Origin of the sequence: Tessaracoccus antarcticus, assembly GCF_003688855.1 — a bacterium.
GTDB classification, from domain to species: domain Bacteria; phylum Actinomycetota; class Actinomycetes; order Propionibacteriales; family Propionibacteriaceae; genus Arachnia; species Arachnia antarctica.
This window is the reverse complement of the sequence record NZ_REFW01000001.1, coordinates 343,601-369,331: the sequence shown is the minus strand read 5'-3', so window position 1 is coordinate 369,331 and position 25,731 is coordinate 343,601. Positions and strand designations below refer to the sequence as shown.

The following is a 25,731-nucleotide window of genomic DNA, read 5'->3' as shown; positions in this document are numbered from 1 at the left end:
TGCTCCTTCGTGTGATGATCACCCACCCTATGAGTCTGCACGCCCCCCTGCTGGACAAGCGGGTAAGGCCGGTGTTGCCGTTCAGTCGCAGGTCCTCGTGGAGGGTGTGGGGCAACCCTTGTGGGGCGCGCCGGGACCCCTGTCCGATCCTGTCGGTGGCCCCGGTTACGGTGATGTCATGCGGCTCCTCCACACCTCCGACTGGCACCTGGGCCGCACCCTGCACGGCGTCGACCTCATGGAACACCAGGCCGCCTTCCTCGATCACCTCGTTGACGTGGTGCGCAGCGAGCAGGTGGATGCCGTGCTGGTGGCCGGCGACGTCTACGACCGCGCCATCCCACCCGTGGCCGCCGTCGAGCTGCTGAACGACACGTTGCTCCGGCTCACGGAACACACTCGGGTGATCGTCACGCCGGGCAACCACGACTCCGCCACTCGGCTGGGTTTTGCGGCGTCGCTGCTGCGTGACCGCCTCGTGGTCCGGTCACGACTCGAGAACGTGGGCACCCCCGTCGAGGTCCCGAGCCTCGACGGCGAATGCTCGGCCCTGGTCTACGCCGTGCCCTACCTTGACCCCGACATGGTCCGGCACCGCCTCGCCGGCCCCGAGCTCGACGGCGGCGGCGCGCCCATTATCCCCGCCCGCTCCCACGAGGCCGTCGCCACCGCCGCCATGCGCCGCATCCACGATGACCTCCGCACCCGCCGTGGCGTCGGTCCCCGCATCCCGGCCGTACTGATGGCGCACGCGTTCGTCGTCGGGGGCGAAGCGTCCGAGTCCGAGCGCGACATTCGGGTGGGCGGCGTCGACTCGGTGCCGCTGGGTGCTCTCACCGGCCCCGGCAGGGACGCCGCCACGGACCTGAGTGCTCTGGACTACCTTGCGCTCGGCCACCTGCACGGGCCGCAACGTATCGGGCGCGACCTGGATCCGCACCGGCGCGGACCGGTCGCGCGCTATTCCGGCTCCCCGCTGGCGTTCTCCTTCTCGGAAATGCACCACACCAAGTCCAGCGCCCTGGTTTCCATGGATGTGGACGGCGTCAGCGACGTCCAACTCGTGGGTACGCCATTACCGCGCCGCTTGTCGGAGGCCAGCGGAACCCTCGAGCACCTGCTCTCCCGCGCGTTCGACGAGCAGGCGCAGGACTGGGTGCGCGTCCTCGTGACCGACACCGTGCGCCCCGCGCAGCTCCACGCCAAGGTCAAGGACCGCTTCCCGCACGCACTGGTTGTCCAGCACCGCCCCGCGCAGCCCGTGGGCACCGATCCGTTGCGTGCCGTGACCGCGGCGCACGACCCCGTGGAAGTCAGCGTCCAGTTCGTGACCGACGTCAGCGGCGCCTCACCCTCCACCGCCGAGACCGACGTGCTGCGCCGAGCCTACGAGGCGGCCCTGGCGGGGGAGCGGAGCGCCTGATGAGGATCCACCACCTCCACATCGAGGCCATCGGTCCGTTCCCCGGGCGCCACGACATCGACTTCGACACACTCTCCGCCGGTGGCCTGTTCCTGCTGGAAGGGCCCACGGGTGCCGGTAAGTCCACCCTCATCGACGCGATCACGTACGGGCTCTACGGCACCCTTGGCAAGGCGCTCGACAGCCGGCTCCCGTCCGCGCACGCCCCCTTGGCCGACCCGGTCATCGAGGTGGTGTTCTCCACGAACGCCGGCATCTACAAGACGAGGCGAACGCCGCCATGGGATCGCCCCAAGAAGCGCGGCGACGGCTTCACACCCCAGAACGCCACCGCGAAGCTGTGGAGACTCTCCAGCGTAGAGGACACCATCGGCGAACCCGTGGCCGGCAGCGCCCAGGAGGTGGGGGCCGAGATGCAGAGGATTCTCGGGCTCACCCGCGACCAGTTCATGCAGACCGTGGTTCTCCCGCAGGGCCGGTTCTCCACCTTCCTGCGGGCCAAGCCGGACGAGCGCGCCGCAGTGCTGCGGGACGTCTTCGGCACCGCCATCTACCAGGCAGTGCAGGACCAGTTGGCTGAGATGGCCCGCACCGCCAGGCGTGACATCACCGTCGCCCAGGGCGAGGTGAGTTCGGCCCTGAGGTCTTTCGCCGGTCTCCTCGCCGACGATGACCCCGCCGTCCGAGAACTCTGGGAGGCCGGCTCAGCCCTTGACTCCGACGAGATGACCCGCCTCGCTGACAACGTTCAGGCCGGCCTGGGGCGGCAGTGCGCTGAAGCCGACGGCGTGCTGACGGTGAAACACGCTGAAGAGGTTGCGGCACGGGCTGTCCTTGAAACCCGGAAGGAGTTGCACCGCGCGCTGTTGAGGCGCTCCTCACTCATGGCAGAGAACGCAGGGCTGCTCCAGGAGGGTGAGGGGATCGCCATGGACCGTGACCGTCTCGCCGGGGCGCAGCGTGCAGCCACTGTCGCGGGTGCGCTGCGCTCGCACGCGGCCGCGACCTCCGGCATGGAGCGTGCCTCCCAGGCCGTGACCACGGCGTGCTCAGAAGTCCGGCTTTCCGTGGACGACGACCTCGCCGAGGTCAGCGACATCCCCACCCTGCGTGCCACCATCGACCATGTCACCGGCGAGCGTGGTGGCCTCATGGAGCTGGTGCGCCTCGAGGCAGAGCTCCCGGCGCGGGCCCTCGAACTCGGAAGCGATGAGGCACGGCTCGGTCTCTCACGGGCAGCTCTCGAGGAGAAGCGCGCGCAGCTCGGGAGCCGTCCCGCCGTGCGTGACGGGCTCACGAATGCGCTGGAGGATCTGCGGTACACCGCGACACCGGTGGCAGTGGCCCACCAGGTGATGGAGCAGCGTCGCGCCATCAGGGACGCGGCCCACCGTGCGTCGGCGCTTGCGAAGCAGCTCGCCGAGGCCTTGGCCTCCCTGACCAGGGCTGGGGACGTGGCCAGGACGGCCACCGAGCAGGAGAGCGTCATCCGCCTGCGCTGGATCAACAGCACCGCAGGCTCCCTGGCCGCCGACCTCGAGGACGGGTGCCCCTGCCCTGTGTGCGGCGGGACCGAGCATCCGAGCCCGGCCCCTGAGCTGCCGGGCCACGCCAGCCTCGAGGATGCGGATGCAGCCACGAAGCGACGCCAGCAGGCGGTCTCGGCACTGCAGGAGGCAGACCGTGCGCACGTCCGGCTGGCCGGGGACCTCACTGCGCAACAGGAGGCGGCACGGCACACGGGCCTGCGGGATGCCGACACAGCCCTGGCCGTTGCCGAGGCGGATGTCTGCACCGCGCAGGAAACGGTCCGACTCATCACGATGGCAGAGAAGGCTGTGGTGGAGTTCGACGCCGGGACCGACACCATCAGGGCGGGGGTCGCAGCAGCCGAGACCAGCACGGCCACCACCGCTGAGCGGCTGCGGGGCGAGCGCCAGAGGCTTCACGCCGACGAGGGACGATGCCGTCTCGCCGCCACCGACTGCGGAAGCGTGGCGGTGCGCGTCGAACTGCTGGATGCCCGCCTGGCCCGGGCCAGGCAACTGGTGGGCACCCGGCAGGAGCACCACGACGCCGAGTACCGGCTCACCGACGCCTCAGCCACGCTCGACGAAGCCCTGCGTGACGCCACGTTCTCGGATGCCGACGCCGCACGCGCCGCCCAGATGGGAACCCTCGAGTCCGCCGAACTCCACCAACGCCTCCGTAGGTACGACGCCGATCTCGCCCGCGTCTCCAACGGGCTGGCCGAGGAAGCCGTTGCCAGCCTCACGGGAGACGAGGTGGCCGACGTCCCGGCAGCCGCCGCGGCGCACGACGCGTGCCAACACGCCCTCATGGCTGCCTCGGCCGCCGGAGCCACCGCGGCGGCGGCACTGGAGCAGTGCGATCGCGCCCGGCGCGTACTCGTGAAGGTCCTCGCCCGTCACCAACGGTTGGCCGAGGACGCCGCCCCCGTGGTGCGCATGGGGGAACTGGCCAACGCCGGCGAGGGCAACGTGAAGTCCACCACCTTGTCCACTTTCGTCCTGCTGCGCCGATTCGAGGACGTCGTCGCCGCCGCCAACGACCGTCTCACGGTCATGTCCGATGGTCGCTTTGCCCTTCTCCGGATCGACGAGCGGGAGGGCAGAGCCCGCAGGGCGGGACTCGGGCTGACAGTGCGCGACCACCACACGGAGACCAACCGCGACCCCCACACGCTGTCCGGTGGGGAGACGTTCTACGTCTCCCTGTGCCTGGCGCTGGGGTTGGCTGATGTCGTCACCAGCGAGGCCGGCGGCATCAGTCTGGACACGCTGTTCATCGACGAGGGTTTCGGGTCACTTGATTCTGAGACGCTCGACGGTGTCCTCGGTGAGCTTGCCCACCTCCAGGCCGGGGGGCGCGCCGTCGGGATCGTCAGTCACGTGGCGGAGTTGAAGGCCCGCATCCCCGAGCGTGTGGAGATCACTCGCCGGGCCGACGGGGGTTCCACGTTGGTCGTCAGGGCCTGACGCATCCGCGGGATGCCCGACGTGGGGCGGCTCTCAGGTGAGCCCGGCCTCCACCCACACACTGACCCGATCGTTGTCGGCGTCGATCCGGAGTCCTCGCAACGTGACCGACACCAGGTCCTCCTCCAGGCCCATGGGGGCGGAGAGTTCCCGGTTGATCCGGCCGCGGAAACGGCTGGTTCGATGGGAGGGCGATGGGGCCTTTCTCCTCTGACGGTCCCGGTCGCTGGAACAATGGTGGGAACAGCTGCCGAGGGAGGACGTGCCATGAACAACCTTCTGGACCTCACGTGGAAGATCGCGGTGACGCGCGGCGTACTGGGCATCATCTTCGGCCTCATCCTTGCCGTCTGGCCCACCACCGCACTGGTTTTCGTGCTCCTGTGGGGCATCTTTGTGCTCCTGGACGGTCTCGGCTGGTTCGTCACCGGTTTCTCCAAGGGGCAGAGCCCGGGAAACCGACTCACGGCGATCGCGCTGGGGGTACTGGCCGTGGCGGCGGCCATCTTTGCCATCTCCCGGCCGGGCATGACGGCGGCCGCCCTCATCATCGTCGTGGGTATCTGGCTGATCATCCGCGGCGTCGTTGGTGCCGCCATCGGCATCACCGGCGCCACCGGCGCGCCGCGTGGGTTGGTGTTGCTGGGTGCTGTGCTGGACATCCTGTTGGGTGTCCTGTTCTTCCTCAACCCGTACGGTTCTGCGACGGTGATCGTCGTCCTCATCGCCATCACCATGCTCATCTGGGGTGTGGTCTTCCTCACCCTCGGCTTCCTGCTGCGCAAGGGTGCCAAGGCCCTGCGAGTCGACCCTCGAGGCTTCCCCCAGCCGTGATGCCGCAGGGGAACGGGCGCCTCATCCGCCGCTCGGTGCACTAGTCGCGGGCACTGCGTCGGAGGCGTCCGCCGGAGGGGTGGTGGCGTCCGGGAGATCGACGGCGAGCTCGTCGAGCGCCACCACGATCTGGTTGGCGAACGTGGCGGAACCGTCGCTCGAGCCGCCGAACAGGAGGCCGATGATCCGCAGGTCGAGGTCCAGGACCACCGATCCGGAGTCACCCTGGTCGGAGAACTGGGCGGACTGTGACGCGTCGGTGTCGATGCGTATCTGGCGGCGAAGGGTGCGCATGCCGATGCCGTCGCCGTGGTCGATGCTCAGTGACGCGTCGACGGAGGCCACCATTTCCGAACGTGTGGCCCGTGGTGCGGCCGCGCTTCTTCCTCGTCACGGACACGACGATGCCCATCTCGCCGGTGGGTTCACCACCGGTGACCTTCTCTCCGATGTCGACGCCCACCACACCGGGTCGGGCGAGGAGCTCGTCCTCCATGGCCTCTTTGATGGGGCGGATCTCCGCCCTCCTGTGGTCGTCCTGGCCTGTGATCATGGTGAACTCCTGGAGCGGTGGGAGCGGTCGCATGCGGGGAGTGCGTCGATGGCAGCACCATGGGGGTCCGTCAAGGCGTGCGGAATGCCGTCCACGGAGAGCAGGAACCGACCGTCATCGTGGGTCGTCGTGGTGAACGGATGGGGCAGGTCCACGACGCTCTGCCCCTCGTTGCTGATCCAGTGCCCCTGCAGGTTCGTGACCGTCTCCACGAAGCGTGAGCGGTCCTCGGCCTGAAGATAGACCAGCACCGCGGTGTGGAAGACCACCAGCGTCGCGTCGGCGGGGGCCTCCGAGGCCAGCGCGGGGAGGGCCTCGTTCAGATCGCCGCGCACCAGCCGCGGCGGTCTCATCCTCGCCAGGGCCACGGCCGTGCCCAGCCGCGCGCGCCGGTCCTCCTGACCTGGCCAGACCAGCGTTTCCAGCCATGCGCATTCGTCAGGGCTGGTGACATCCACCGGTGCGAGATCGATCCCTGCCCGCCAGAGGATGTCGGGCATGGCCGGTTCCGGGACGCCGGCTCCCAGGCGGCACGGCAGGATCACATCCGACGGCCCGTCATCCGGGTCCAGGGAAGGGCCGTTGTCGTAGCGATAGGAGTAGAAGTCGGGGAGCAGGCACAACCCGGCCGATGCTCCCACCTCCAGCAGGGCCAGTGGTTGGGGCAGGTTCGCGAGGTAGGGCAGCAGGACGGCGCAGCGGCCTGCCTCGTTGGTCTGGGTTGCCCGAGCCAGAATCGTGCACCGCACCTGTGGCCAGCGCTGGAGGAGGGTTGCGCGGAAGGAGTCGTAGGTGGTGTGGGCGCCGTGCCAGCGCGCCGCCGCAAAGACCAGGTTGGGTTGGCGTTTGGGATGCGGCAGGGTCTCCAGTCGCTGGATGATCTGCTCGTCCAGGCTGACGCGTTGCGCCCAGTCCATGTAGATCGGCGACAGCGACACTGCCTCCCGGGCGGCGAACCGGCTGTAGCTCTCGGCGATGGGTGACTGCCCCAGATGTATGGATGGGTCCACCCAGACCATTGTGCCCCTGCCGTGGGGGCCCGTGGCTACAGTGAGGTCATGTCAGCAGAGCTGCTGGAGATCCACATCGTCGCCGACTCCACGGGGGAATCGGCGGTCCGTATTGCACGGGCGGCTGTCGCACAGTTCCCTGAACACCACTTCACCTTCGTGCGCCACCGCAGGCTCAGCACCGTCGAGGCCATGCTGAAGGTGATTGCGACCCTGCGGGAGCGGGCGGGCAAACCGACGGCGGTGATGTACACGCTCGTCAACAAGGAACTCGCCGACCTCATCGACGGTGCCTGCAAGGAATTGGGCCTGCCCCACGCCGACCTCATGACCGGCCCCATGGTGGCGCTCGAGGAGCTGACCGGCACCCCCGCCGACATGGTGCCCATGCGGCCGGTGGGGGTGGAGGCGGACTACTTCGTGCGGATGTCGGCCATCGACTTCGCCGTCCGCAACGACGACGGGGCGCTTCCTGAGGCGTTTGCCGAATGCGACATCTGTTTGGTGGGGGCGTCTCGATCCGGCAAGACACCGCTGTCCATCTACCTGGGCTACCTCGGATACAAGGTGGTCAACGTCCCGCTGGTCCCGGGGATTGACCCGCCGTCGCAGCTGTTCGAACTGGAGCGGTGGCGCATCGTGGGACTCACCATCGACGCGGAGCGGCTGCTGATGATCCGCAGCCAACGGGTCAAGGGTCTGGGCGGGTTCGGCAACAAGGACGGCTACGCCGACCTGGCCAAGATCTACGACGAGCTCGACGAGGTGGGGCGGATCCAGCGCAAACTCAGCTGTCCCATCCTCGACACCACGGGTGTGGCACTGGAGGAGGCGGCCGCCCGCATCATCGACATGGTCGACACCAGGGCCAAGAAGATGGGACAGCGGCTGCGCAAACCTGCTGGCACCACGTCGTTGAGCCCGCCGCCCGCCTGAGAGGCCACTGCAGGTCAGTCACGAGCTAGTGCGGCAGCGGCAGCGGTCCCGGCGGGCACCAGCGCCGTACGTGCCGCCACGGGCCGGTGAACACGATGAGTTTGCCGACCCGCCCACGGTGGGTGAAAACACAGGGATACGCTGGATCGACCGGGACGAGGAAGTCCTGACAAGTTGAGTCGATCTAGGGAGATACGGCGAACATGAGCGAGCAGCGTTTCATCTATGACCTCTCCGACGGCGACGCCACCATGCGCAACCTGCTGGGCGGCAAGGGCGCGGGCGTTGCGGAGATGGCCCGGGTCGGGGTGCCTGTGCCCGACGCCTTCACGGTCACCACGACGGCGTGCGTCGCCGCCATGGAAAACAACGGCACGTGGCCGGACGGGTTGAAGGAGCAGATCAAGGAGGGCCTGGTGCGGCTGGAGGAGCGCACAGGCAAGAAGCTCGGTGCCAGCCAGAACCCGCTGCTGGTCTCTGTCCGCTCCGGAGCCGTGCATTCCATGCCGGGCATGATGGACACCATCCTCAACCTGGGCATGTCCGACGATTCGGCCAGGGCCATGGCCGAGGAGACAGGGAACGCACGCTTTGCGTGGGACTGCTACCGACGCTTCATCCAGATGTACGGAGAAGTGGTCGAAGGCGTACCCGGCCACGCCTATGAGGATGCCCTCGCGCAGATGAAGTCCGACCGTGGCGTCGAACAGGACACCGATCTGGACGCCGACGACCTCAAGGAACTGGTGGCCACCTTCAAGGAGATCTCCTCCGAGCACCTCGGTGGCGACTGGACCAACGACCCACGAGAGCAGCTGGACCGCGCCATCGACGCCGTGTTCCGCTCGTGGGGCAATCCGCGCGCCGAGGTGTACCGCAGGGCCAACAATATTTCCGCCAAGCTGGGCACCGCCGTCAACATCATGCAGATGGTGTTCGGCAACGGTGGCGACACCTCCGGCACCGGCGTCTGCTTCACCCGCAATCCCTCCACGGGTGAGAAGGCGCTCTACGGCGAGTTCCTCGTGAACGCACAGGGTGAGGACGTCGTGGCGGGCATCCGCACCCCCCGCCCCCTGGAGGAGATGGAGGAGATCCTCCCCGAGGCGTACCACCAGCTCGTCGACACCATGCACAAGATGGAGGACCACTACAAGGACATGCAGGACATGGAGTTCACCATCGAGAATGGCAAACTCTTCCTGCTCCAGACGCGCAACGGCAAGCGCACAGCCGCCGCGGCGTTGAAGGTGGCCTCCGATCTGGTGGATGAGGGCGTGCTCGACAAGCACCAGGCGCTGCTCCGTGTGGAGCCTTCCCAGCTGGACCAGCTCCTCCACCCCGCCATCGACCCGAAGCACGGCCGACGTTCCATCGCCAAGGGCCTCCCGGCATCGCCGGGTGCTGCCGTCGGGGAGGTGGTCTTCGACGCCGACACTGCTGCCGAACGCGGCGCCAAGGGTGAGCCGGTGGTGCTGGTGCGTTTCGAGACCACCCCCGACGACATCCACGGCATCATCGTGGCGCAGGGCATCCTGACCGCCCACGGCGGCATGACGTCGCACGCCGCCGTTGTGGCCCGCGGCATGGGGAAGCCCTGCGTCGCTGGCGCCCAGGGCATCCGCATTGATCCCAAGGGCAAGACGCTCACCATCGGGGACCATGTCTTCAAGGAGGGAGACACCATCACCCTCGACGGCACCACCGGCAACGTCTACGGGGAGGCACTCGAACTGGTGCCGCCGCAGATCAACGCCGACTTCCGACGCATGGTGGCCTGGGCCGACGAGGTGCGGGCCCTGGGGGTGCGGGCCAACGCCGACAACTTCGAAGACGCCACCAAGGCCCGGGAGTTGGGCGCCGAGGGCATCGGGCTGTGCCGCACGGAGCACATGTTCATGGCCGCCGACCGGCTTCCCGCGGTGCGGAAGATGATCCTGGCGGACTCCCCGGAGGAGCGGGCAGCCGCACTCGAGGAGATCCTGCCCATGCAGCAGTCGGACTTCGAGGGCGTCTTCACGGCCATGAAGGGGCTGCCCGTGACGGTGCGTCTGCTGGACCCACCGCTGCATGAGTTCCTGCCGGACCTGACGGAACAATCGCTGAAGGTGCAAAAGCTCGAGTTGGAGGGTGGCGATGCCCAGGAGCTGGGGGCCGCTCGAGCGACGCTCGCCCAGGTCAGGCGACTCCATGAACTGAACCCGATGCTCGGGACGCGAGGCTGCCGGCTGGCAATGCTCTATCCGGAGATCCCGGAGATGCAGACCAGGGCCATCGTGCGGGCCGCCCTGGCGGTGCTGGAGCGGGAGGGCGAGACCGCCGAGATCGAGATCATGATTCCGCTCGTGGCACTCACTGAGGAGTTGAAGGTGCAGCGGGGCATCGTCGAGAAGACGATGGCTGACGAGCTGAAGACGTCGGGCAAGACGCTGGACGTCACCATCGGCACCATGATCGAGCTGCCGAGGGCCGCGCTACTGGCCGACCAGATCGCCGAATACGCCGACTTCTTCAGTTTCGGCACCAACGACCTCACGCAGACCACCATCGGCATCTCCCGCGACGACGCGGAGAACGGCTTCCTCACCAACTACGTGGTGGACCACGTGCTGGAGCGGAACCCGTTCGAGTCCATTGATGTGGAGGGTGTGGGCCAGCTCGTGCGGATGGGGGTGGAGCGGGGACGCAGCCGCAAGCCCAAGCTGAAGACGGGTGTCTGCGGCGAGCACGGCGGCGACCCGGACTCCATCGAGTTCTTCCACTCCGTGGGGTTGAACTACGTGTCCTGCTCCCCGTTCCGTGTGCCGATCGCCCGCTTCGCTGCGGCCAGGGCGGTGCTGAACGAGCGCCGGAACTGAGGGCGGGCCACCTCTGGGGGGTCAGCCCTCGAGCACCAGCTTGCCGACCATGGTGGAGCCCTCCAGTTGACGGTGGGCCTCGCGGAGGGTTTCTGCCGTCACCCCGTGGAGCGTGCGCGTGAGCGTCGTCCGCAGGGTGCCGGCGTCGAACATCTGGGCGGCCGCGTCCAACAGCTCTCGCTGTGCTGTGCTGGTGGGGTCAAACAGGGGACGGGCGAACATCGATTCCCAGTGCCAGGTCTGTGCCTTGGCCTTCAGCGGACCCACGTCGAAGCCCTTGGGCCCGTCGATGGCCACCACCTGACCGTGGACTGGCATGAGGTCGGCGTAGACCTGCTCGTTGCCCGCTGAGAAGGGCGAGAAGATGTGGTCGACGCCAGCAGGCGCCACCGCCATGACCTCCTCGCGAAGGTTGTGATGATTCACCACGTGATGGGCACCCATCGCCAGTGCCCATTCCCGTGACTCGTCACGCGATGCCGTGGCGATGATGGTGACCTGTGTCAGTTGGCGGGCCAGTTGCGTCACCATCGACCCGACGCCTCCCGCGCCGCCCACCACCAGCAGGGTGCCGGAGCTCTCAGATGTGAGCTGCATCCGGTCGAACAGGGTTTCCCAGGCGGTGATGGTCGTCAGGGGAACGGCCGCCGCCTCGGTGAAGCTCAGGGAGGACGGTTTGTGGCCGACGATCCGCTCATCCACCAGGTGGCGCTCAGCGTTGGTTCCGGGGCGGGCGAGGGTTCCGGCGTAGTAGACCTCGTCTCCAACGGCGAAGGCCGTCACCGCGGAACCGGTCTCCACCACCACCCCCGCGGCGTCGTAGCCCAGGATCTTGGGGGCGGTAGCCGTGTCGAAGGCGACCCGCGTCTTCAGGTCGACGGGGTTGACGGACACGGCGCGCACCTCCACGAGGAGATCGTGCTCGCCCGTCGGTCCCAACTCAACCTCCACGTCCGCGAAGGATGACGGGGCGTCGACGTCGCCGGGCTTCAGTGCGGCCACTGCACGCACGGTGCGGGACTGGGTGGTGGCGTCGGGGGTGCTCATGGTGGGTTCCTCCTGTCGTGGTGCCGGGGTCAGCCGTCGATGCGGACGTCACCGGTGTCCACATTGACCTGAACCTCCAGCTTCCATCTGGTGATGCGGCCCCGGACGGCGCCGAGAGCCCTTGTCCCGGGCAGTCTCCCATGTCATGGGCGGGGAAGGGTCGATGGGCTGTTCATTCTCGGTTGTGTCGTCCCGGGCTGGTGGGGGTGGGCTCACGATGCGTTTTTCACGGCGCTTGGCTGCGCTGCATAGTGTGAGGCCATGCCAGCAGCCCCCAGCGTGCCATCACCCCGAATCGACCCCCTCGTCCTGGAGAACCTGTTCGACGGCGAGCCAGACCTCCTGGGGCATGGCGCCGACCTGGACGCCCTGCGCTTCGCCGGCATTCGCAGCGAGAGGGTGGACCTCAAGGGGAGCACCATCTTGGGCTGTGAGTTCGAGGACGTGGTGGCCGACGAGTTCAGCGTCGCAACGTCGCGCCTTTCGGAGACGCGGTTCGCTCGGATGGGGGTGACACTGCTGCGCATGGCGCGCTCGGTGCTGCGGGACGTCGAGTTCGACGGCGGGCGGCTCGGTGCCGTCGAGGCCTACGACCTGCAGGGCAAGGCCGTGCACTTCCGTGGCTGCCGACTCAACTACCTGAACCTGCGGGGATCCAAGCTGGCCGATGTGGCGTTCACGGACTGCCAGATCGACGAACTCGACCTCGGGCAGGCCACCGCGCAACGGGTCCAGTTCGCAGGTACGCGCATCGGGATCCTGTCGCTGCACGGCGGAACATTCACCGACGTCGACCTGAGGGGTGCCGGCCTGGAGGTGGTGAACGGTGCCTCCTCGCTCAGGGGTGCCACGATCTCACCGGAGCAGCTGGTGGGGCTGGGGCCGCAACTGGCGGAGGAAGCAGGGATCCGGGTCGCGTCCACGGCCCTGCTCAACCAGCGGGGTGCGGTGAACCAGCGGTGATGGCGACCGCGGCCATGTTCTCGACTGCTCGGACACGGAGGGCTTCGCCCGACAGGCCCGCCACGTGCGCCGCCGCGGCGGCCAGGGCGTGGCGGAGGCAATCCTCGTCCGACCCGCCGTCGAACAGTCCCCACACCAGGCCCGCGACGAAGGCGTCGCCGGCCATGACCGACTGCACGGGCCCGTCAACAGGGCAGGTCATGGTCACCACCTCGCCATCCCGCAGGAACGACGCGCCCCTCCTGCCCAGCGATACCAGCGGGATCCGGACCCCGGTGGAGGCCAGGAGTCTCAACGCCAACGCGACCTGGGCGTCCGCGGCCGCTGCGGTGACTTCGGGAAGCGCGAGGATCTCCTCGTCGTTCGGCTTGAACGCCAGTACCCCGGTCACCGCCAGGGCCTCCCTGAAGGCGGCACCCTGCGCGTCGACGATGACCCGGGCGCCCTGCTCGAGGGTGTCCCGCGCGAACCCGGCCCAGGTGTCGTCGGGTAATCCCGAGGGTGTGGAGCCGTTGAGTGTCACCACGTCCCCACCCTCGATGTCCTCCAGCAGACGCTGCAGCAATGGCCTCACCGCATCGGGGCCGTCGACGGTGTAGCCGGGCGCCACGAAGTGGGCGGCCACGCGGTGGCCGGACCCGTCGATGAGGGTGAGGTTGTGTCGTGTCGCCCCCGGGACGGCAAGGAGGTGATGGTCCAGCCCCTCGAGCGCGAGCCGCCCGGAGTATGCGGGGAGGTCGCTCTCACCGATGAGGGCGTACGCACGGACCGGTACTCCGAGGGCGTGGGCGGCGCGGGCGCAACTGATGCCCTTGCCCGAGGGCACGGAACGAAATGCCGTGCTGCGCCCCACACCGCCCCACGACAGGTCGTGGACGGTGAAGCAGTCGTCGTACCCGGTGTTGAGGGTGACGGTGCGGAGCGTCGGCACGGCTGGGTCAGGTGCTGCTGGGGGTGTGGGGCAGGTCCTCGCCCGCGGACTGGTCGGGACGGCGGAAGAGGTTCACGGCTGCTGCCACGAGCCCACCCCACACCAGGGCGATGGCGACGATCAACATGATGAGTGCTTCGGGATTCACTTGGTCACCCCCTCGGCGCGTGCGGCGATCTCGTGCTCGTTGTGCTCCTCGTTGAACTCCACCACGGCGTTGCGTCGCCAGGGCAGGAGCGTGAGGACGATGGCAGCGACCACCAGAGCGCCAGCCATGCCCCAGCCGAAGACGCCCAGCATCGACAGCGAGTAGTCACCGCCGCCGTAAGGTTCCTTGATTTTGGAAGCGAACTCGCTGTAGAGGATGTACCCGAGGACAACGGGCACCAGCAGACCCACCACCCACATCCAGAACTTGCCGGCGGGGAAGCTGGAGAAGCGGTCCAGGTGGCGCTGCAACTGCGGCAGCTTCCGGACGATCCACGCGATGGCAATGACCGAGGCGAAGGCGCCGGCCAGGATGCCGAACTTGTTGACGAACTCGTCGGTGATGTCGAGGAAGTACAGCCCCGTGGTGGTGGACAGCAGCGCCAGGGAGATGACGGCCATGGGGATGCCGACCACCGCGACGGCGACGGGCTTCGGGATGCCGATCTTGTCGCGGACGCCTGCGATCACCACCTCCATGATCGACATGAGCGACGTCAGGCCAGCCACCACGAGGGAGCCGAAGAACGCCACTCCCATCAGGGCACCCAGGGGGGCTTCGTTGATGATGGTGGGGAAGGCGACGAAGGCCAGGCCAATCCCTGCGACTGCCACGTCGCTGACGCCGACACCGGCCGAGTTGGCCATGAAGCCGAGGGCGGCGAAGACGCCGATGCCCGCCAGCAGTTCGAAGCTGGAGTTCGCGAATCCGACGACGAGGCCGGAACCTGTGAGGTCGGTCTTGCGCTTCAGGTAGGAGGAGTAGGTGACCATGATGCCGAAGCCGACGGACAGGGAGAAGAAGATCTGCCCGTAGGCGGCCGCCCACACGCGCGGCTCAGTCAGCTTGCTCCAGTCCGGGGTGAACAGGGCGTTGACGCCGTCGAGGGCCCCCGGCAGGAACAGGGACTGGCCCACGAGAATGAGGAACATGACCAGGAGAAGGGGCATGAAGATGAGGTTGGCGAAGGCCAGACCCTTGTTGACACCGAGCGCGACGATGACGAGCGTCACCACCCACACCACGGCCATGGGCAGCAGCAGGCCGGGGACGAAGTCGAAACTGACGGCCGGCTTCTCGGCAAGGTGAAGGAAGTCCCCGTACAGGAATGCCTGTGGGTCATTGCCCCATGCCTTGTCAATGCTGAACCACGTGTACATCGCCGCCCAGGCCACGATGGCGGCGTAGTAGATGGCGATGACGAAGCACACCAGCACCTGCCACCAGCCGAGCACTTCGGTCCAGCCACCGAGCCGCCGCATCGCCAACGGGGCGCTGCCGCGGTAGCGGTGGCCGATGGCGTAGTCGAAGAACAGCAGCGGGATCCCAGCGCTGACGAGGGCCACCAGGTAGGGGATCATGAAGGCGCCGCCGCCTTCGCTGAACGCCACGTAGGGGAAGCGCCAGATATTGCCCAGGCCCACGGCGGAGCCGATGGCGGCCAGGATGAAGTAGTTGCGGGAGTTGAACATCTCCCGTTTGGGTGCCTTGGTGGCGGCCTGTGACATGGGTCCTCCGGCTGTCCTGTGTGGGGCCACGGCGACGTCGTCGGTTCCGGGACTCCCAGCCCGCCAGTGTGCCGGGCTTGCCGAATTCAACCACAGGGGTTCGCCACGGGTGGGAAACACCGTCGATTTCTGGACGCGCCGGAGATGACCCGGGTGCTCGGGTACCGCCTCACTCCTCGAGCGTCGTGAGATCCCCCTCGTCCTGACCGAGCGCACGGGCGCGCAGTACCCGCCGCATGATCTTGCCGGAACGCGTCTTCGGTAGCTTCTCGACGAACTCGATGCGCTCCGGCTTGGCGATGGGGCTGAGGTGCTTCGCGACGTGGTCGCGCAACTCCTGCTCCAGTGCCTGGCTGGGTTCCCGGCCCATGGCCAGCACCACGTACGCGTGGATGGCATTGCCCTTCACCTCGTGCGGCAGGCCGATGGCGGCTGCCTCCACAACTGCGGGATGACCACCCAGCGCCGCCTCAACCTCGGCGTTGCCCAGCCGGTGGCCCGAGACCTTGATGACGTCGTCGGTGCGGCCGATGACCCAGAAGTAGCCGTCCTCGTCACGCTTGGCCGCGTCGCCCGTGAGGTAGCGGCCGGGGAACTTCGCCCAGTAGGTGTCGATGTAGCGCTGCTCGTCCTTGAAGATGGTGCGGAACATGGCCGGCGCGGGGTTCTTCAGCACGAGCAGGCCTTCAGTGCCGTCGGGTACGGGGTGGCCTTCCTCGTCCACGACCTCGGCGTCCTGCCCGAACACGGGACGCCCCGCCGCGCCCGGCTTCAGCGGCATCGACGGCACCGTCGTGATCTGGAACATGCCCGTTTCTGTCTGCCACCAGGTGTCCATGATGGGGCAGCGCCCACCCCCGATGACCTCGTGGAACCAGCGCCACGCCTCGGGGTTGATGGGTTCCCCCACCGAACCCAGTAACCGCAGGGACGACAGGTCGCGCCGTCTGGGCCATGCGTCACCGAACCGCATGAGCGACCGGATGGCGGTCGGCGCCGTGTAGAAGGTGGTGATGCCGTAGTGCTCGATGAGCTGCCACCACCGGTCCGGATGTGGATAGGTGGGGGAGCCCTCGTACATGAAAACGGTGGCTCCCGTCAGCAGTGGGCCGTAGACGAGGTAGGAGTGGCCGGTGACCCATCCGGGATCGGCCGTGCACCACCAGCGGTCGTCCTCCCGGATGTCGAATGTCTGTTGCAAGGAGGTGTGAACGCCCACCATGTAGCCGCCGTGGGTGTGGAGGATCGCTTTGGGGCTGCCCGTGCTGCCGGAGGTGTAGAGCAAATAGAGCGGATGCTCGGCGTCCACCTGCACGGTCGGGCAGTGGCCGCGGGCTATGGGCAGGGCGCACAGGTCGTGGTACCAGTGGTCCCGCTCGGGGTCCATGGAGACGTCCTGGCCAGTGTTGCGCACGACGATGACGTTCTCGACGGTGGCGGAGAAATGGATGCCTTCGTCGACGATGTCCTTCAGCGGAAACACCTTGCCGTTGACCCACGAGCCGTCGGCGGTGATGACGAGCTTGGACTCCGAATCCTGGATGCGGCTCGACAGTGCATCGGAGGAGTACCCGGCGAAGATCAGCGAGTGCACAGCGCCCAGCTTGGCGCAGGCGAGCATCGCAAACACCACCTCGGGGATGCGGGGGAGGTAGATGGTGACCACGTCGCCCTCGCGCACCCCCATGGCGGTCAGCAGGTTCGCGAACTGTTCCACCTCGCGGTTGAGGCTGAAGTAGGAGAACGTCCGCACCTTCGAGGTGTCCTCACCCACCCAGATCAGCGCCAGTTTGTTCTTGCGGGCGCCACGGAGGTGACGGTCCACGCAGTTGGTGACGATGTTGGTGCGACCCCCGACGAACCACTTGAAGAACGGGGCGGCGCTGTCGTCCAGGACGGTGTCCCACGGCCTCGACCACTCCAGTTGGGACGCCTGCTCGGCCCAGTAGGCCTGGGGATCCGCTGTGGCGCTGGCCTCGAGCGCCCGCCAGTCCTGGACCGTCGCACCTTCCAGCACGCTGGGATCGGGATGGTAGACGAGCTTCTCGGGCGTGGACTCCTCGGACATGTGGGCCTCCATGGTCTTCCTCGACTGGTCAGCGTCCGGCGGGCGGCACCTGCGACGCTCCTTCCAGCACAGTAACCCCGCGACTCCCTCAGGTCGAGGGGTCGGGTGCGATGAGCCTCCGACCGTGCGCCGTCGGCGCGGGCTGATCCTGGACTGCCCACTGATGACGCCGTCGGCATTGCGGCGGCACCACCCACGGACGAATCCGGCGACCTTGCCATCGCTTACCCCCGGGACGGCACTTCAACAACCTGACCTAACTGCCGTCAGCCCGGAATCTCGGCTTCCTTCCCGTCAGCGGACGAAGATCGGGACATCCCTGGTGGATCGGGTGCTGTCGAAGGTGTAGCCGTCGGCCTCGAACTGCGTGACCGCCACGGCGGTGCGCACCCTGTTTCTGACGAGCCACGACGCCATGAGTCCGCGCGCCCGCTTCGCGTGGAACGACACGATGCGTGGCCTGCCGTCGGCGTCGCGGTCCTCGAAGCGGGGGCTGATGATGCGGGCGCCCAGACGCTCCGTGTCGACGACGCCGAAGTATTCGTTGGACGCCAGGTTGACAACGACTCCGGTGCCGGGGGACTCCTCGAGGTCTGCCTTCAGCAGGTCTGTGACCCGACTACCCCACCAGTGGTACAGATCCTTGCCGCGCTCCGTTCTCAGCTTGGTGCCCATCTCGAGCCGGTGGGGCTGGATGAGATCGAGAGGTCGCAGCACGCCGTACAGGCCAGAGAGGATGCGGACTGTCTTTTGCGCCTCCGTGAAGTCGCGGGCGTCGAACGCCTTGGCCTGCATGCCCTGATAGACGTCGCCGTTGAAGGCAAGAACGGCCGGCCGGGAGTTCTTCCGGGTGTGCTCGTCCTCGTAGGCGGCGTAGCGGGACGCGTTCAGCGAGGACAGGTCCTCGGAGATGTCCATGAGCCGCTCGATGTCGACAACGGATTTGCCCCGCATGACGGCGATCAACTGCGACGCATCCTCCGCCATGCGTGGCTGGCTCCGCTTGTGCGTGGGAAGACGTGACTCAAAGTCCAGCGACTTGGCGGGGGAGAGCAGGGCGAGCATGGCCCGAGTCTAGGCGACCTGTCCGGTGCGCTCCCTGCCCCCTAGTCAGGGCTGAGCCGGTCAGATCGGCAGCCGTCAGCTACCCTTCTCGCACAGGACAATGGTCGGAAGGAGCGGTGCCGTGGCGGTTTCGCCCAGTGGTGCTCGCGATGCTCTTCGGCCGGGGGACGTGCAGATGTCACTCGTGGATGTGTCGAAGGACTACATTCGCGCACGCATCACCGCCGGCGAGTTCCCACCCGGATTCCGGTTGAAGGAACGCGAGCTCTCCGCGGAGCTCGGGATTTCGCGCATACCGATCCGCGAGGCGGTGCGTGATCTCTCCACCGAGGGTTTCGTCACGCTGCTGCCGCGGCGCGGTGCCGTGGTCAGTGAACTGGTGCCCGAGGACCTCGACGACATCTTCGAAGTGAGGATGGCGCTGGAGGTCACCGAGTGCGGGCTGGCCGCCCAGAGGGCCAGCGGCGAGGAGATCTCCCGCATGCTCGGCCACGTGAGCGCCGCCAATGACGCCGTGGCCCGCGGCGACCGGGATGCGGTCAATGCCGCCAACGGTGACTTCCACGACGTGCTCGTCGAGATGGGGCACAACCCGGTCCTCGCGCAGGTTCTGGAACCGCTGAGGAATCGCATCCAGTGGCTCCTGCGTCAGAACAGGGACGTGGGAGCGATCTGTCGGGAGCACGAGGAGATCGCCGAGGCCATCGCCGACCGAGACGTGGAGCGCGCGCGGCGTCTGGCGGCCGTGCACGTCGAGACGTCGCGACGGGTTGCCACTGAGGTCCTGTTCGGGCAGCAGGAGGAATCGAGCGCCTGACGCGCTGCTGATCGTCTCCTCACTCTGGTTTCAGCCGATGAGGACGTTGGCGAACACCTGCCAGGCCAGCAGACTCTTGGCCACGAGGCTCAGAACGATGTAGGTGCGCTCACCGGTGAGGTAATCCTGCCAACGACCCACCTGCTTGTACTGGAGCCACTGGTTGATGGCGAAGCTGTTGAAGAAGACGAACAGCGACACGATGATTCCGTAGACGAATCCGGGAGGGCCCTCGCCGCCCTTGACCCCCACGTTGACGATGAGGTAGATCGCGGCGGCAAGCCACGGGCCGATGCCGGCGATGCAGCCGAACCAGAACGGTGTCCACCAGGCGCGCTCCCCGCGGTCGGAGCGCCCGTGCCTGCCGTGCATGAGGCCGTTGTTGCCCATCTCCATGAGCCAGCCGAAAAGGATCATCGAGACGTTGGCGATGCCCAGGCCGATGAGGGCTGCGATGTCGGAGATTCCCAGCACCAGGCTGATGAGGATGATCATGAGGGTCGAGGAGAGGCTGTACTCCACCCATCGGAACCTGTTGCGCCCCTTCGACAACTCGTCGATGTAGCGGGTGAATCCCCAGGGCGAGGCGATGATGAAGTGGAACAGCGCGGAGAGGAAGAGGAACGACGCCGTGGTGATCCCGAGCGGTACGTCGAACACGAGGTTCGTGACGCCCTGCGACAGGGGCGTACCGGGCGGGCCGTTCAGGGCGAAGGTGGACACGGGCAGCGTGAAGTCGTTGCTGAGGACCACCATGGCCGAACCCGACGCCAGGTGGAGGACCCCCATGACCACGTTGAAGATTCTGAGCCGCTTCGCGGCGCGGGAGGGGACGTTGACGGTGGTGCTCTGCAGCTCCAGCGGGTAGACGCTCATAGGAGGAGTGTTTCACTCCTCGAACGATCTGGCGGCGGTGGGCGCGAGTTCGGCGCGGACCTCAGGAGGGACGGGCCCATCGGCGACCTGATGTCGTCGACGGGCCCGCTGCACCGGATGAGTCGTGTGGTTGCTCAGGCCTGGGTGTCGTCCGGGACCACGACGGTGCCGGCCTTGCCGTCGATGGCCTCGGTGATGCTGTCCAGGTTGGTGATGATGCCCCTGCCACCGGTGGTCTCGACGAAGCGGCAGATGGCCTCCACCTTGGGCCCCATGGACCCTGGCGGGAACTGGCCGTCAGACAGGTGGCCGCGCATCTCCGTGACCGGGACGACACCGAGCGCCCGCGCCTTGTCGGTGCCCCAGTCGAGCCAGGCGTTGTCGACGTTGGTGGCCAGGACGAGCACCTCGGCGTCGATCTGGTCGGCGAGCAGGACGGAGTTGAGGTCCTTGTCGATGACCGCCTCCACGCCCTTGAGCTCATGCTCACCGACGCGGATGACGGGGATGCCGCCCCCGCCGCCGGCCACCACGAGGAAGCCCGCGTCCAGCAGCGCCGCGATGGCGGGCGCCTCGGCGATCTCCAGCGGCTGCGGGCTGGCCACCACACGACGCCACCCCTGCTCGCCGCTGTCCACGAAGTGCTGCCCGGACAGTCCCAGTCGCGCAGCGATCTCCGCGCCCACGAAACGACCGATGGGCTTGGTGAACTTCGAGAAGGCGGGGTCTTCCGGGTCGACGACGGTGCGCGAGACCACCACGGTGGCGCGGGTGCTGAGGCCGGCCCTGGACAGGGACGCATCGAGGGCGTTGAGCAGGATGAAGCCGATGGAGCCCTGGGTGTTGGCGACGCACCAGTCGAGGGGGACGGGCGACAGCACCGGGCTGGCGATGTCGTTCTTGGACAGGATGTTGCCCACCTGGGGGCCGTTGCCGTGGGACAGCAGGACCTGGTGGCCCTCGGCAACAAGGGCGGCGATCTGCGGCGTCGCAGCTTCGACGGCGGCGATCTGATGGGCAGGCTGGACGGATTCTTTGGGCCCGGTGAGGGCGTTACCGCCGAGGGCCAACACGATTCTCATGTATGTGGTATACCATATGTCGCAGAGTAACTACGGATTGTAAGAGACAAAGAGGTATCGAACATGAGGACAGCTCCCCAGAAGGCCCATGAGTGGCCGAGCCTGGCAGCAACGGCACCGTTGGAGGAGATCGTCGGCGGATTGGCCGGTCGTGACCTGAACGCCACCGACACGGTGGGACGCACCGCCGTCCTCATCGCGGCCAAGGCGCAGCGCCACGACGTGGTGGCTGCACTCATCGAGGCCGGGGCCGACCTCAACGCGCAGGACAACATCTCCCTGAACCCGTTCCTGTGGGGCTGCATCTCCGGTGACCTGGAACTCGTCCGCATGACGGTCGAGGCTGGAACCGACCTCACACTGGTGACCCGCTTCGGCGGAGCCGGGATCCACCCCCCGGCAGAGAAGGGCCACGTGGACGTGGTCCGGTACCTCGCCGAGGAGACTGACGTCAACGTCAACCTCACCAACATCTGCGGGTGGACGCCCCTGCTGGAGGCCATCATCCTCCAGGACGGCGGCCCCGTGCAGCAGGAAATCGTCGCGCTGCTCCTGGACGCCGGCGCCGACCCCACCATGGTTGACCAGTGGGGCGTCAGCCCGCTAGAGCATGCCCGGGACAAGGGCTTCACCGAGATCGCCGACCTCCTCACGGCAGCCCAGGGCTGACGCAATGGGCGGCACGGTGTTGCATACGACGGCGGTGGTGGGCGACCGCGAGGTGCTCGCCAGCCTGCGCAACCCCGTCCAAGGACAGGTCCACTCGGCCTTCCGTTCCGTCATCAACGTCTCCACCGAGCAGCCCGAACTCCTGTGCCTCACCAGCGCCTCCGTGCCGCGGGGGCCACGCTCGCTCCAGTTGGGTCTGGACCGGATGGACCACTACGGCATCGCCTCCGGCGACCGCGTGGTGGGCGACGGCCACACCCTGCGCGTGGGGGAGTCCCTGGTCATCATCCTGGCCGCCACCCCGGCCTGGGAGGACCCCCCGACGTGCGGCACGCCCGACCTTGAGCGGGTCGAGCAACTCGATGCGTTGATGGGGACACCCCACAGCCTGCTGGGCGCCACCGCCTTCGAGAAGGCCGTTGCGCTGCGTGTCAGGGCGGGTATTGCGTCGCTGCGTGGCGGCGTGCTCGCCGGTGACGACGAAGCAACCCACCGCGCCGCCTTCTCCCTCGCCGGACTCGGCATCGGCCTGACCCCCACCGGCGACGACGTCCTCACGGGGGCGGGGTTCGTCGCTGCCCGTCTCGGTGGCCGTCTCGACGTGCTGCACCGTGCCGTCGCCGACGTCGTCGAGGCCGGACCCACCAACGATCTGTCACTGACGGCACTGCGCTGCGCCCTGCGCGGACGTGCAGTCCAACCCCTTGAAGAGCTCTACTCCTGGCTCTGCGGAGCCTCCACCGACGACCCGGACCACCTGGTGGCCGACGTCAAAGCCATCGGTCACACGTCCGGAGCGGACCTCGCACTGGGTCTGCTCACCGCTGTCCGCCTCCACCAAGAAAGTCGGGATTGTTGATGTCCACTCGGACTCTTGTCAAGAAGAACACCTACATCGACTCCGTGTCGTTGATGTCGATCTCCACGAAGGCCAACGCCCTGGACGGTGTCACCAACGCCGTGGCAGCCATGGCAACGCCCATGAACAAGGAGATCCTCACCAACCAGGGACTCATCACCGCGGAGATCCGGGACGCCACCCCCGGCGACCTGGTCCTGATCGTCGTCACCTCTGACGAGGAGTCGGCCGACGCCGCCCTCGAGGGGCTCGTCGCCCTCCTGGACCGCAAGCCTGCCGCGGATTCGCCTGACTCCGTGACGTACCACACCCTCGCCAGCGCGGCCGAGGCCCGTACGGAGGCCAACATGGCGGTCATCTCCGTGAACGGCGCCTTCGCGGCCCGGGAGGCGCACTCCGCCCTCGACAGCGGCCTGAACGTCATGTTGTTCTCCGACAACGTGTCGCTGGATGACGAGATCGCGCTGAAGAACAAGGCCCACGAGAAGGGCCTCCTGATGATGGGTCCCGACTGCGGCACCGCCATCCTGAACGGCATCTCGCTGTGCTTCGCCAACGAGGTCCGCCGAGGCCGCATCGGCATCGTCGGCGCCTCCGGTACCGGCTCGCAGGAGATGAGTGTCCGCATCCACGACTTCGGCGGCGGCATCTCGCAGCTGCTCGGCACCGGTGGCCGCGACCTCAGCAAGGAGGTGGGCGGCATCATGATGCTCGACGGCATCGCCGCCCTCGACGCCGACCCCGGCACCGACGTCATCGTCGTCATCTCCAAGCCCCCCGCAGCCGAGGTTGCCGCCATCGTGCTGGACCGCCTGGCCGCGTCCGACAAGCCGTCGGTGGCCTGCTTCCTGGGTGCCGGCGAAGACATCCGTGCCGCCGCCGAGCAGCGTGGCATCCCCTTCTTCGACCGCACGAAGCCAGCCGCGCTGGAGGCCGTCAAGCTGACCGGCATCCGCGAGGAGGACCTGGACCTGCACTCCCTCAACTGGCCCCTCATCGAGGAGGTCCGCGGCAAGCTGACTCCGGAAGCAAGGTACATCCGCGCCCTCTACTGCGGCGGCACCATCTGCGACGAGGCCATGTTCCTCGCCATGGAGAAGTACGACGACGTGTACTCCAACATCCGCAAGGAGGCCGAGTTCAAGCTGGGTGGCACCGACCCGTCGCGCGCCCACACGTTCCTCGACTTCGGCGAGGACGAGTTCACCAACGGCAAGCCCCACCCCATGATCGACCCCTCCAACCGCATCGCGCGGTTCATGGAGGAGGCGAAGGATCCCGAGGTGGGCGTCATCGTTCTTGACTTCGTGCTGGGCTACGGCTCCAACCCCGACCCCGTCGGCGTCATGATGCCCGCGTTCCGTGAGGCCAAGGCGCTGGCCGCCTCCGAGGGCCGCCACCTGGAGATCCTCGCCTACATCCTGGGCACCGATGCCGACTCCCAGGACATCGACGACCAGGTCGCCAAGCTTGCCGAGGTCGACGTCACGTGGGCGTCCTCCTCCACCAACACGGGCCTGCTTGCCCGCGAATTCGTCTCGAAGGGAGACCTGGCATGAGCCCCATCACCGACCTGTTCAGCCGTCCGCTGTCCGTCATCAGCGTCGGCGCAGCCATGTTCGCCGAGGACATCGCCACGCAGGGTGCACCCGTCACCCACCTCGAGTGGAGCCCGCCCGGTGGTGGCCGGCCGGACATCGTCGCCGCCCTGACGACCCTGTCGCAGCCCGACATCGCCGCGCGCATCGAGGCTGCCAACGCTGAGGCGCTGGAGCGCATCATCGGTTCGCAGCCGGTCCTCGTGGGCTTCGCGCCTGCGCTGGAGGTGGTGCCCGGCATGACGAAGACCACCATCCTGCACGCCGGCCCGCCCATCGAGTACGAGCGCATGGCCGGCGCCATGAAGGGTGCCGTCACCGGCGCCCTGGTCTTCGAGGGCCTTGCGGCTGACATCGAAGAGGCCGACGTCGTCGCCCGCTCCGGCACGATCACGTTCTCCCCGTGCCACGAGCACGACTGCGTGGGCTCGATGGCGGGCGTCACATCCGCGTCGATGTTCATGCACATCGTGGAGAACCGCCCCTACGGCAACCGGGCCTTCACGAACCTGTCGGAGCAGCTCGCCAAGATCCTGCGGATGGGCGCCAACGACCAGAGTGTCATCGACCGCCTGATCTGGATGCGCGACGTGCTCGGCCCCATCCTGCGTGAAGCCATGATCTCCGCCAAGGAGATCGACCTGCGCATGATGCTGGCGCAGGCCCTCCACATGGGTGACGAGGCGCACAACCGCAACAACGCCGGCACCGCACTGCTGATCCAGGCGCTGACTCCCCACATCCTGAACTCGTCGTTCTCGACGAAGGACCAGCAGGACGTCTTCAACTTCGTACTGAGCTCGGAGTACTTCTCCGGGCCCACATGGATGGCCGCATCCAAGGCTGCGCTGGATTCCGCCAAGGGCATCAAGGACTCCACCGTCGTGGTGGCCATGTGCCGCAACGGCGTCGACTTCGGCATCCGCGTGGCCGGCACCGGCGACCAGTGGTTCATCGGGCCTGCACAGTTCGTGGAGGGTCCCCTGTTCGCGGGCTTCACCGTCGCGGACAAGGGCCTGGACATTGGCGACTCGGCCATCACCGAGACCTACGGCATCGGCGGCTTCGCCATGGCCTGCGCCCCCGCCATCGTCCCGCTCGTCGGCGGCACCGTGTCGGAGGCCATCGAGTACTCACGCTCCATGATGCAGATCACCACAGCCACCAACCCCAACCTGACCATCCCGATTCTGGGGTTCAGGGGGGTCGCCACGGGCATTGACGTGCGGAAGGTGGAGGAGACCGGCGTGCTGCCCGTCATCAACACCGCCATCGCACACAAGGAGGCGGGCATCGGCATGATCGGCGCTGGCCTCACCCACCCGCCGCTCGAAGCGTTCCACGAAGCCACGCTCGCGCTGGCTGCCTCTTTCTGACCGACCCAGGTGGGCGCCGACGCTGGCGCCCACCTCCCATCCACAAAGGGT

General features: G+C 67.5%; 21 protein-coding genes. 11 read left to right on the top strand and 10 right to left on the bottom strand.

Annotation, left to right across the window (positions count from 1 at the left end; genetic code table 11):
* Positions 1 to 178 precede the first annotated feature (178 nt).
* The 3 genes from EAX62_RS01635 to EAX62_RS01625 all read left to right on the top strand — a co-directional run bounded on the left by EAX62_RS01635 (position 179) and on the right by EAX62_RS01625 (position 5,256).
* Positions 179 to 1,423, top strand: a complete 1,245-nt coding sequence (locus EAX62_RS01635; protein WP_121900940.1) for an exonuclease SbcCD subunit D — start codon at positions 179 to 181, stop codon at positions 1,421 to 1,423.
* Positions 1,423 to 4,422, top strand: a complete 3,000-nt coding sequence (locus EAX62_RS01630) for an AAA family ATPase (protein ID WP_121899933.1) — start codon at positions 1,423 to 1,425, stop codon at positions 4,420 to 4,422. The genes EAX62_RS01635 and EAX62_RS01630 overlap by 1 nt, the downstream gene beginning before the upstream one ends.
* A 267-nt stretch (positions 4,423 to 4,689) precedes the next feature.
* Positions 4,690 to 5,256 (top strand): HdeD family acid-resistance protein, encoded by a 567-nt coding sequence (locus tag EAX62_RS01625; RefSeq protein ID WP_158600459.1) that lies wholly within the window; start codon positions 4,690 to 4,692, stop codon positions 5,254 to 5,256.
* Positions 5,257 to 5,277: 21 nt separating this feature from the next.
* Here the strand turns inward: EAX62_RS01625 and EAX62_RS01620 are convergent, their stop codons facing one another.
* Together EAX62_RS01620 and EAX62_RS01615 are read right to left on the bottom strand one after the other, a co-directional pair.
* Positions 5,278 to 5,604: a hypothetical protein gene (locus EAX62_RS01620; RefSeq protein ID WP_121899931.1), complete on the bottom strand. Its 327-nt coding sequence runs from the start codon at positions 5,602 to 5,604 to the stop codon at positions 5,278 to 5,280.
* Between the two features lie 201 nt (positions 5,605 to 5,805).
* Positions 5,806 to 6,819 (bottom strand): DUF2332 domain-containing protein, encoded by a 1,014-nt coding sequence (locus tag EAX62_RS01615; protein WP_233557759.1) that lies wholly within the window; start codon positions 6,817 to 6,819, stop codon positions 5,806 to 5,808.
* Positions 6,820 to 6,867: 48 nt separating this feature from the next.
* On the opposite strand from EAX62_RS01615, the gene EAX62_RS01610 reads away from it, so the two are divergent.
* Positions 6,868 to 7,755 carry a pyruvate, water dikinase regulatory protein gene (locus EAX62_RS01610; protein ID WP_121900939.1) on the top strand — a complete coding sequence of 296 codons (888 nt, stop codon included), beginning with the start codon at positions 6,868 to 6,870 and terminating at the stop codon, positions 7,753 to 7,755.
* Positions 7,756 to 7,958: 203 nt separating this feature from the next.
* Positions 7,959 to 10,613 carry a pyruvate, phosphate dikinase gene (ppdK, locus tag EAX62_RS01605; RefSeq protein WP_121899929.1) on the top strand — a complete coding sequence of 885 codons (2,655 nt, stop codon included), beginning with the start codon at positions 7,959 to 7,961 and terminating at the stop codon, positions 10,611 to 10,613.
* A 21-nt stretch (positions 10,614 to 10,634) separates the two neighbouring features.
* On the opposite strand, the gene EAX62_RS01600 is transcribed toward ppdK, so the two are convergent.
* Positions 10,635 to 11,660, bottom strand: a complete 1,026-nt coding sequence (locus EAX62_RS01600) for a zinc-binding alcohol dehydrogenase family protein (RefSeq protein WP_121899928.1) — start codon at positions 11,658 to 11,660, stop codon at positions 10,635 to 10,637.
* Positions 11,661 to 11,921: 261 nt separating this feature from the next.
* Here EAX62_RS01600 and EAX62_RS01595 point away from each other — a divergent pair, with 261 nt between their 5' ends.
* Positions 11,922 to 12,623: a pentapeptide repeat-containing protein gene (locus EAX62_RS01595; RefSeq protein WP_121899927.1), complete on the top strand. Its 702-nt coding sequence runs from the start codon at positions 11,922 to 11,924 to the stop codon at positions 12,621 to 12,623.
* Here the strand turns inward: EAX62_RS01595 and EAX62_RS01590 are convergent.
* From EAX62_RS01590 to yaaA, 5 genes are all read right to left on the bottom strand, one after another.
* Positions 12,592 to 13,554, bottom strand: coding sequence for a 1-phosphofructokinase family hexose kinase (locus tag EAX62_RS01590; RefSeq protein ID WP_121899926.1), 963 nt, complete (start codon positions 13,552 to 13,554; stop codon positions 12,592 to 12,594). The genes EAX62_RS01595 and EAX62_RS01590 overlap by 32 nt on opposite strands.
* A 7-nt stretch (positions 13,555 to 13,561) precedes the next feature.
* On the bottom strand, positions 13,562 to 13,702 hold the full coding sequence (locus EAX62_RS01585) for a methionine/alanine import family NSS transporter small subunit (protein WP_121899925.1): 141 nt from the start codon (positions 13,700 to 13,702) through the stop codon (positions 13,562 to 13,564).
* Positions 13,699 to 15,270, bottom strand: a complete 1,572-nt coding sequence (locus EAX62_RS01580) for a sodium-dependent transporter (protein ID WP_121899924.1) — start codon at positions 15,268 to 15,270, stop codon at positions 13,699 to 13,701. Before EAX62_RS01580 ends, EAX62_RS01585 begins: the two co-directional genes overlap by 4 nt.
* A 169-nt stretch (positions 15,271 to 15,439) precedes the next feature.
* Entirely contained in the window at positions 15,440 to 17,338 is a 1,899-nt protein-coding gene (gene acs, locus EAX62_RS01575) for an acetate--CoA ligase (protein ID WP_121900938.1), read from the bottom strand.
* 294 nt (positions 17,339 to 17,632) lie between these two features.
* The gene (gene yaaA / locus EAX62_RS01570; protein WP_121899923.1) at positions 17,633 to 18,403 is read right to left on the bottom strand and encodes a peroxide stress protein YaaA; all 771 of its coding nucleotides are present in this window, start codon (positions 18,401 to 18,403) and stop codon (positions 17,633 to 17,635) included.
* 121 nt (positions 18,404 to 18,524) lie between these two features.
* Here yaaA and EAX62_RS01565 point away from each other — a divergent pair, with 121 nt between their 5' ends.
* Entirely contained in the window at positions 18,525 to 19,220 is a 696-nt protein-coding gene (locus tag EAX62_RS01565) for a GntR family transcriptional regulator (protein ID WP_158600457.1), read from the top strand.
* A 30-nt stretch (positions 19,221 to 19,250) separates the two neighbouring features.
* On the opposite strand, the gene heR is transcribed toward EAX62_RS01565, so the two are convergent.
* A complete protein-coding gene (heR, locus tag EAX62_RS01560; RefSeq protein WP_121899921.1) occupies positions 19,251 to 20,096 on the bottom strand; it encodes a heliorhodopsin HeR in 846 nt (281 codons plus the stop codon).
* A gap of 134 nt (positions 20,097 to 20,230) precedes the next feature.
* Positions 20,231 to 21,178, bottom strand: a complete 948-nt coding sequence (locus tag EAX62_RS01555; protein WP_121899920.1) for a carbamate kinase — start codon at positions 21,176 to 21,178, stop codon at positions 20,231 to 20,233.
* 63 nt (positions 21,179 to 21,241) lie between these two features.
* Between EAX62_RS01555 and EAX62_RS01550 the strand changes: the two genes are divergently transcribed.
* The 4 genes from EAX62_RS01550 to EAX62_RS01535 are packed head-to-tail and all read left to right on the top strand — an operon-like array spanning position 21,242 to position 25,680.
* The gene (locus EAX62_RS01550) at positions 21,242 to 21,847 is read left to right on the top strand and encodes an ankyrin repeat domain-containing protein (protein ID WP_121899919.1); all 606 of its coding nucleotides are present in this window, start codon (positions 21,242 to 21,244) and stop codon (positions 21,845 to 21,847) included.
* A 4-nt stretch (positions 21,848 to 21,851) separates the two neighbouring features.
* Positions 21,852 to 22,706 (top strand): oxamate carbamoyltransferase subunit AllH family protein, encoded by an 855-nt coding sequence (locus EAX62_RS01545; RefSeq protein ID WP_158600455.1) that lies wholly within the window; start codon positions 21,852 to 21,854, stop codon positions 22,704 to 22,706.
* Positions 22,706 to 24,265, top strand: coding sequence for an acyl-CoA synthetase FdrA (gene fdrA, locus EAX62_RS01540; RefSeq protein WP_121899917.1), 1,560 nt, complete (start codon positions 22,706 to 22,708; stop codon positions 24,263 to 24,265). The genes EAX62_RS01545 and fdrA overlap by 1 nt, the downstream gene beginning before the upstream one ends.
* Entirely contained in the window at positions 24,262 to 25,680 is a 1,419-nt protein-coding gene (locus EAX62_RS01535; RefSeq protein ID WP_199711058.1) for a YlbE family protein, read from the top strand. The genes fdrA and EAX62_RS01535 overlap by 4 nt, the downstream gene beginning before the upstream one ends.
* Positions 25,681 to 25,731 lie beyond the last annotated feature (51 nt).

Coding starts and splice junctions, on each gene's coding strand:
- EAX62_RS01595 (WP_121899927.1), top strand. CDS start 11,922: ATGCCAGCAGCCCCCAGCGTGCCATCACCCCGAATCGACCCCCTCGTC.
- EAX62_RS01550 (WP_121899919.1), top strand. CDS start 21,242: ATGAGGACAGCTCCCCAGAAGGCCCATGAGTGGCCGAGCCTGGCAGCA.
- ppdK (WP_121899929.1), top strand. CDS start 7,959: ATGAGCGAGCAGCGTTTCATCTATGACCTCTCCGACGGCGACGCCACC.
- EAX62_RS01610 (WP_121900939.1), top strand. CDS start 6,868: ATGTCAGCAGAGCTGCTGGAGATCCACATCGTCGCCGACTCCACGGGG.
- EAX62_RS01620 (WP_121899931.1), bottom strand. CDS start 5,604: ATGGTGGCCTCCGTCGACGCGTCACTGAGCATCGACCACGGCGACGGC.
- EAX62_RS01545 (WP_158600455.1), top strand. CDS start 21,852: ATGGGCGGCACGGTGTTGCATACGACGGCGGTGGTGGGCGACCGCGAG.
- EAX62_RS01600 (WP_121899928.1), bottom strand. CDS start 11,660: ATGAGCACCCCCGACGCCACCACCCAGTCCCGCACCGTGCGTGCAGTG.
- EAX62_RS01630 (WP_121899933.1), top strand. CDS start 1,423: ATGAGGATCCACCACCTCCACATCGAGGCCATCGGTCCGTTCCCCGGG.
- EAX62_RS01635 (WP_121900940.1), top strand. CDS start 179: ATGCGGCTCCTCCACACCTCCGACTGGCACCTGGGCCGCACCCTGCAC.
- fdrA (WP_121899917.1), top strand. CDS start 22,706: ATGTCCACTCGGACTCTTGTCAAGAAGAACACCTACATCGACTCCGTG.
- yaaA (WP_121899923.1), bottom strand. CDS start 18,403: ATGCTCGCCCTGCTCTCCCCCGCCAAGTCGCTGGACTTTGAGTCACGT.
- heR (WP_121899921.1), bottom strand. CDS start 20,096: ATGAGCGTCTACCCGCTGGAGCTGCAGAGCACCACCGTCAACGTCCCC.
- EAX62_RS01555 (WP_121899920.1), bottom strand. CDS start 21,178: ATGAGAATCGTGTTGGCCCTCGGCGGTAACGCCCTCACCGGGCCCAAA.
- EAX62_RS01625 (WP_158600459.1), top strand. CDS start 4,690: ATGAACAACCTTCTGGACCTCACGTGGAAGATCGCGGTGACGCGCGGC.
- acs (WP_121900938.1), bottom strand. CDS start 17,338: ATGTCCGAGGAGTCCACGCCCGAGAAGCTCGTCTACCATCCCGATCCC.
- EAX62_RS01580 (WP_121899924.1), bottom strand. CDS start 15,270: ATGTCACAGGCCGCCACCAAGGCACCCAAACGGGAGATGTTCAACTCC.
- EAX62_RS01535 (WP_199711058.1), top strand. CDS start 24,262: ATGAGCCCCATCACCGACCTGTTCAGCCGTCCGCTGTCCGTCATCAGC.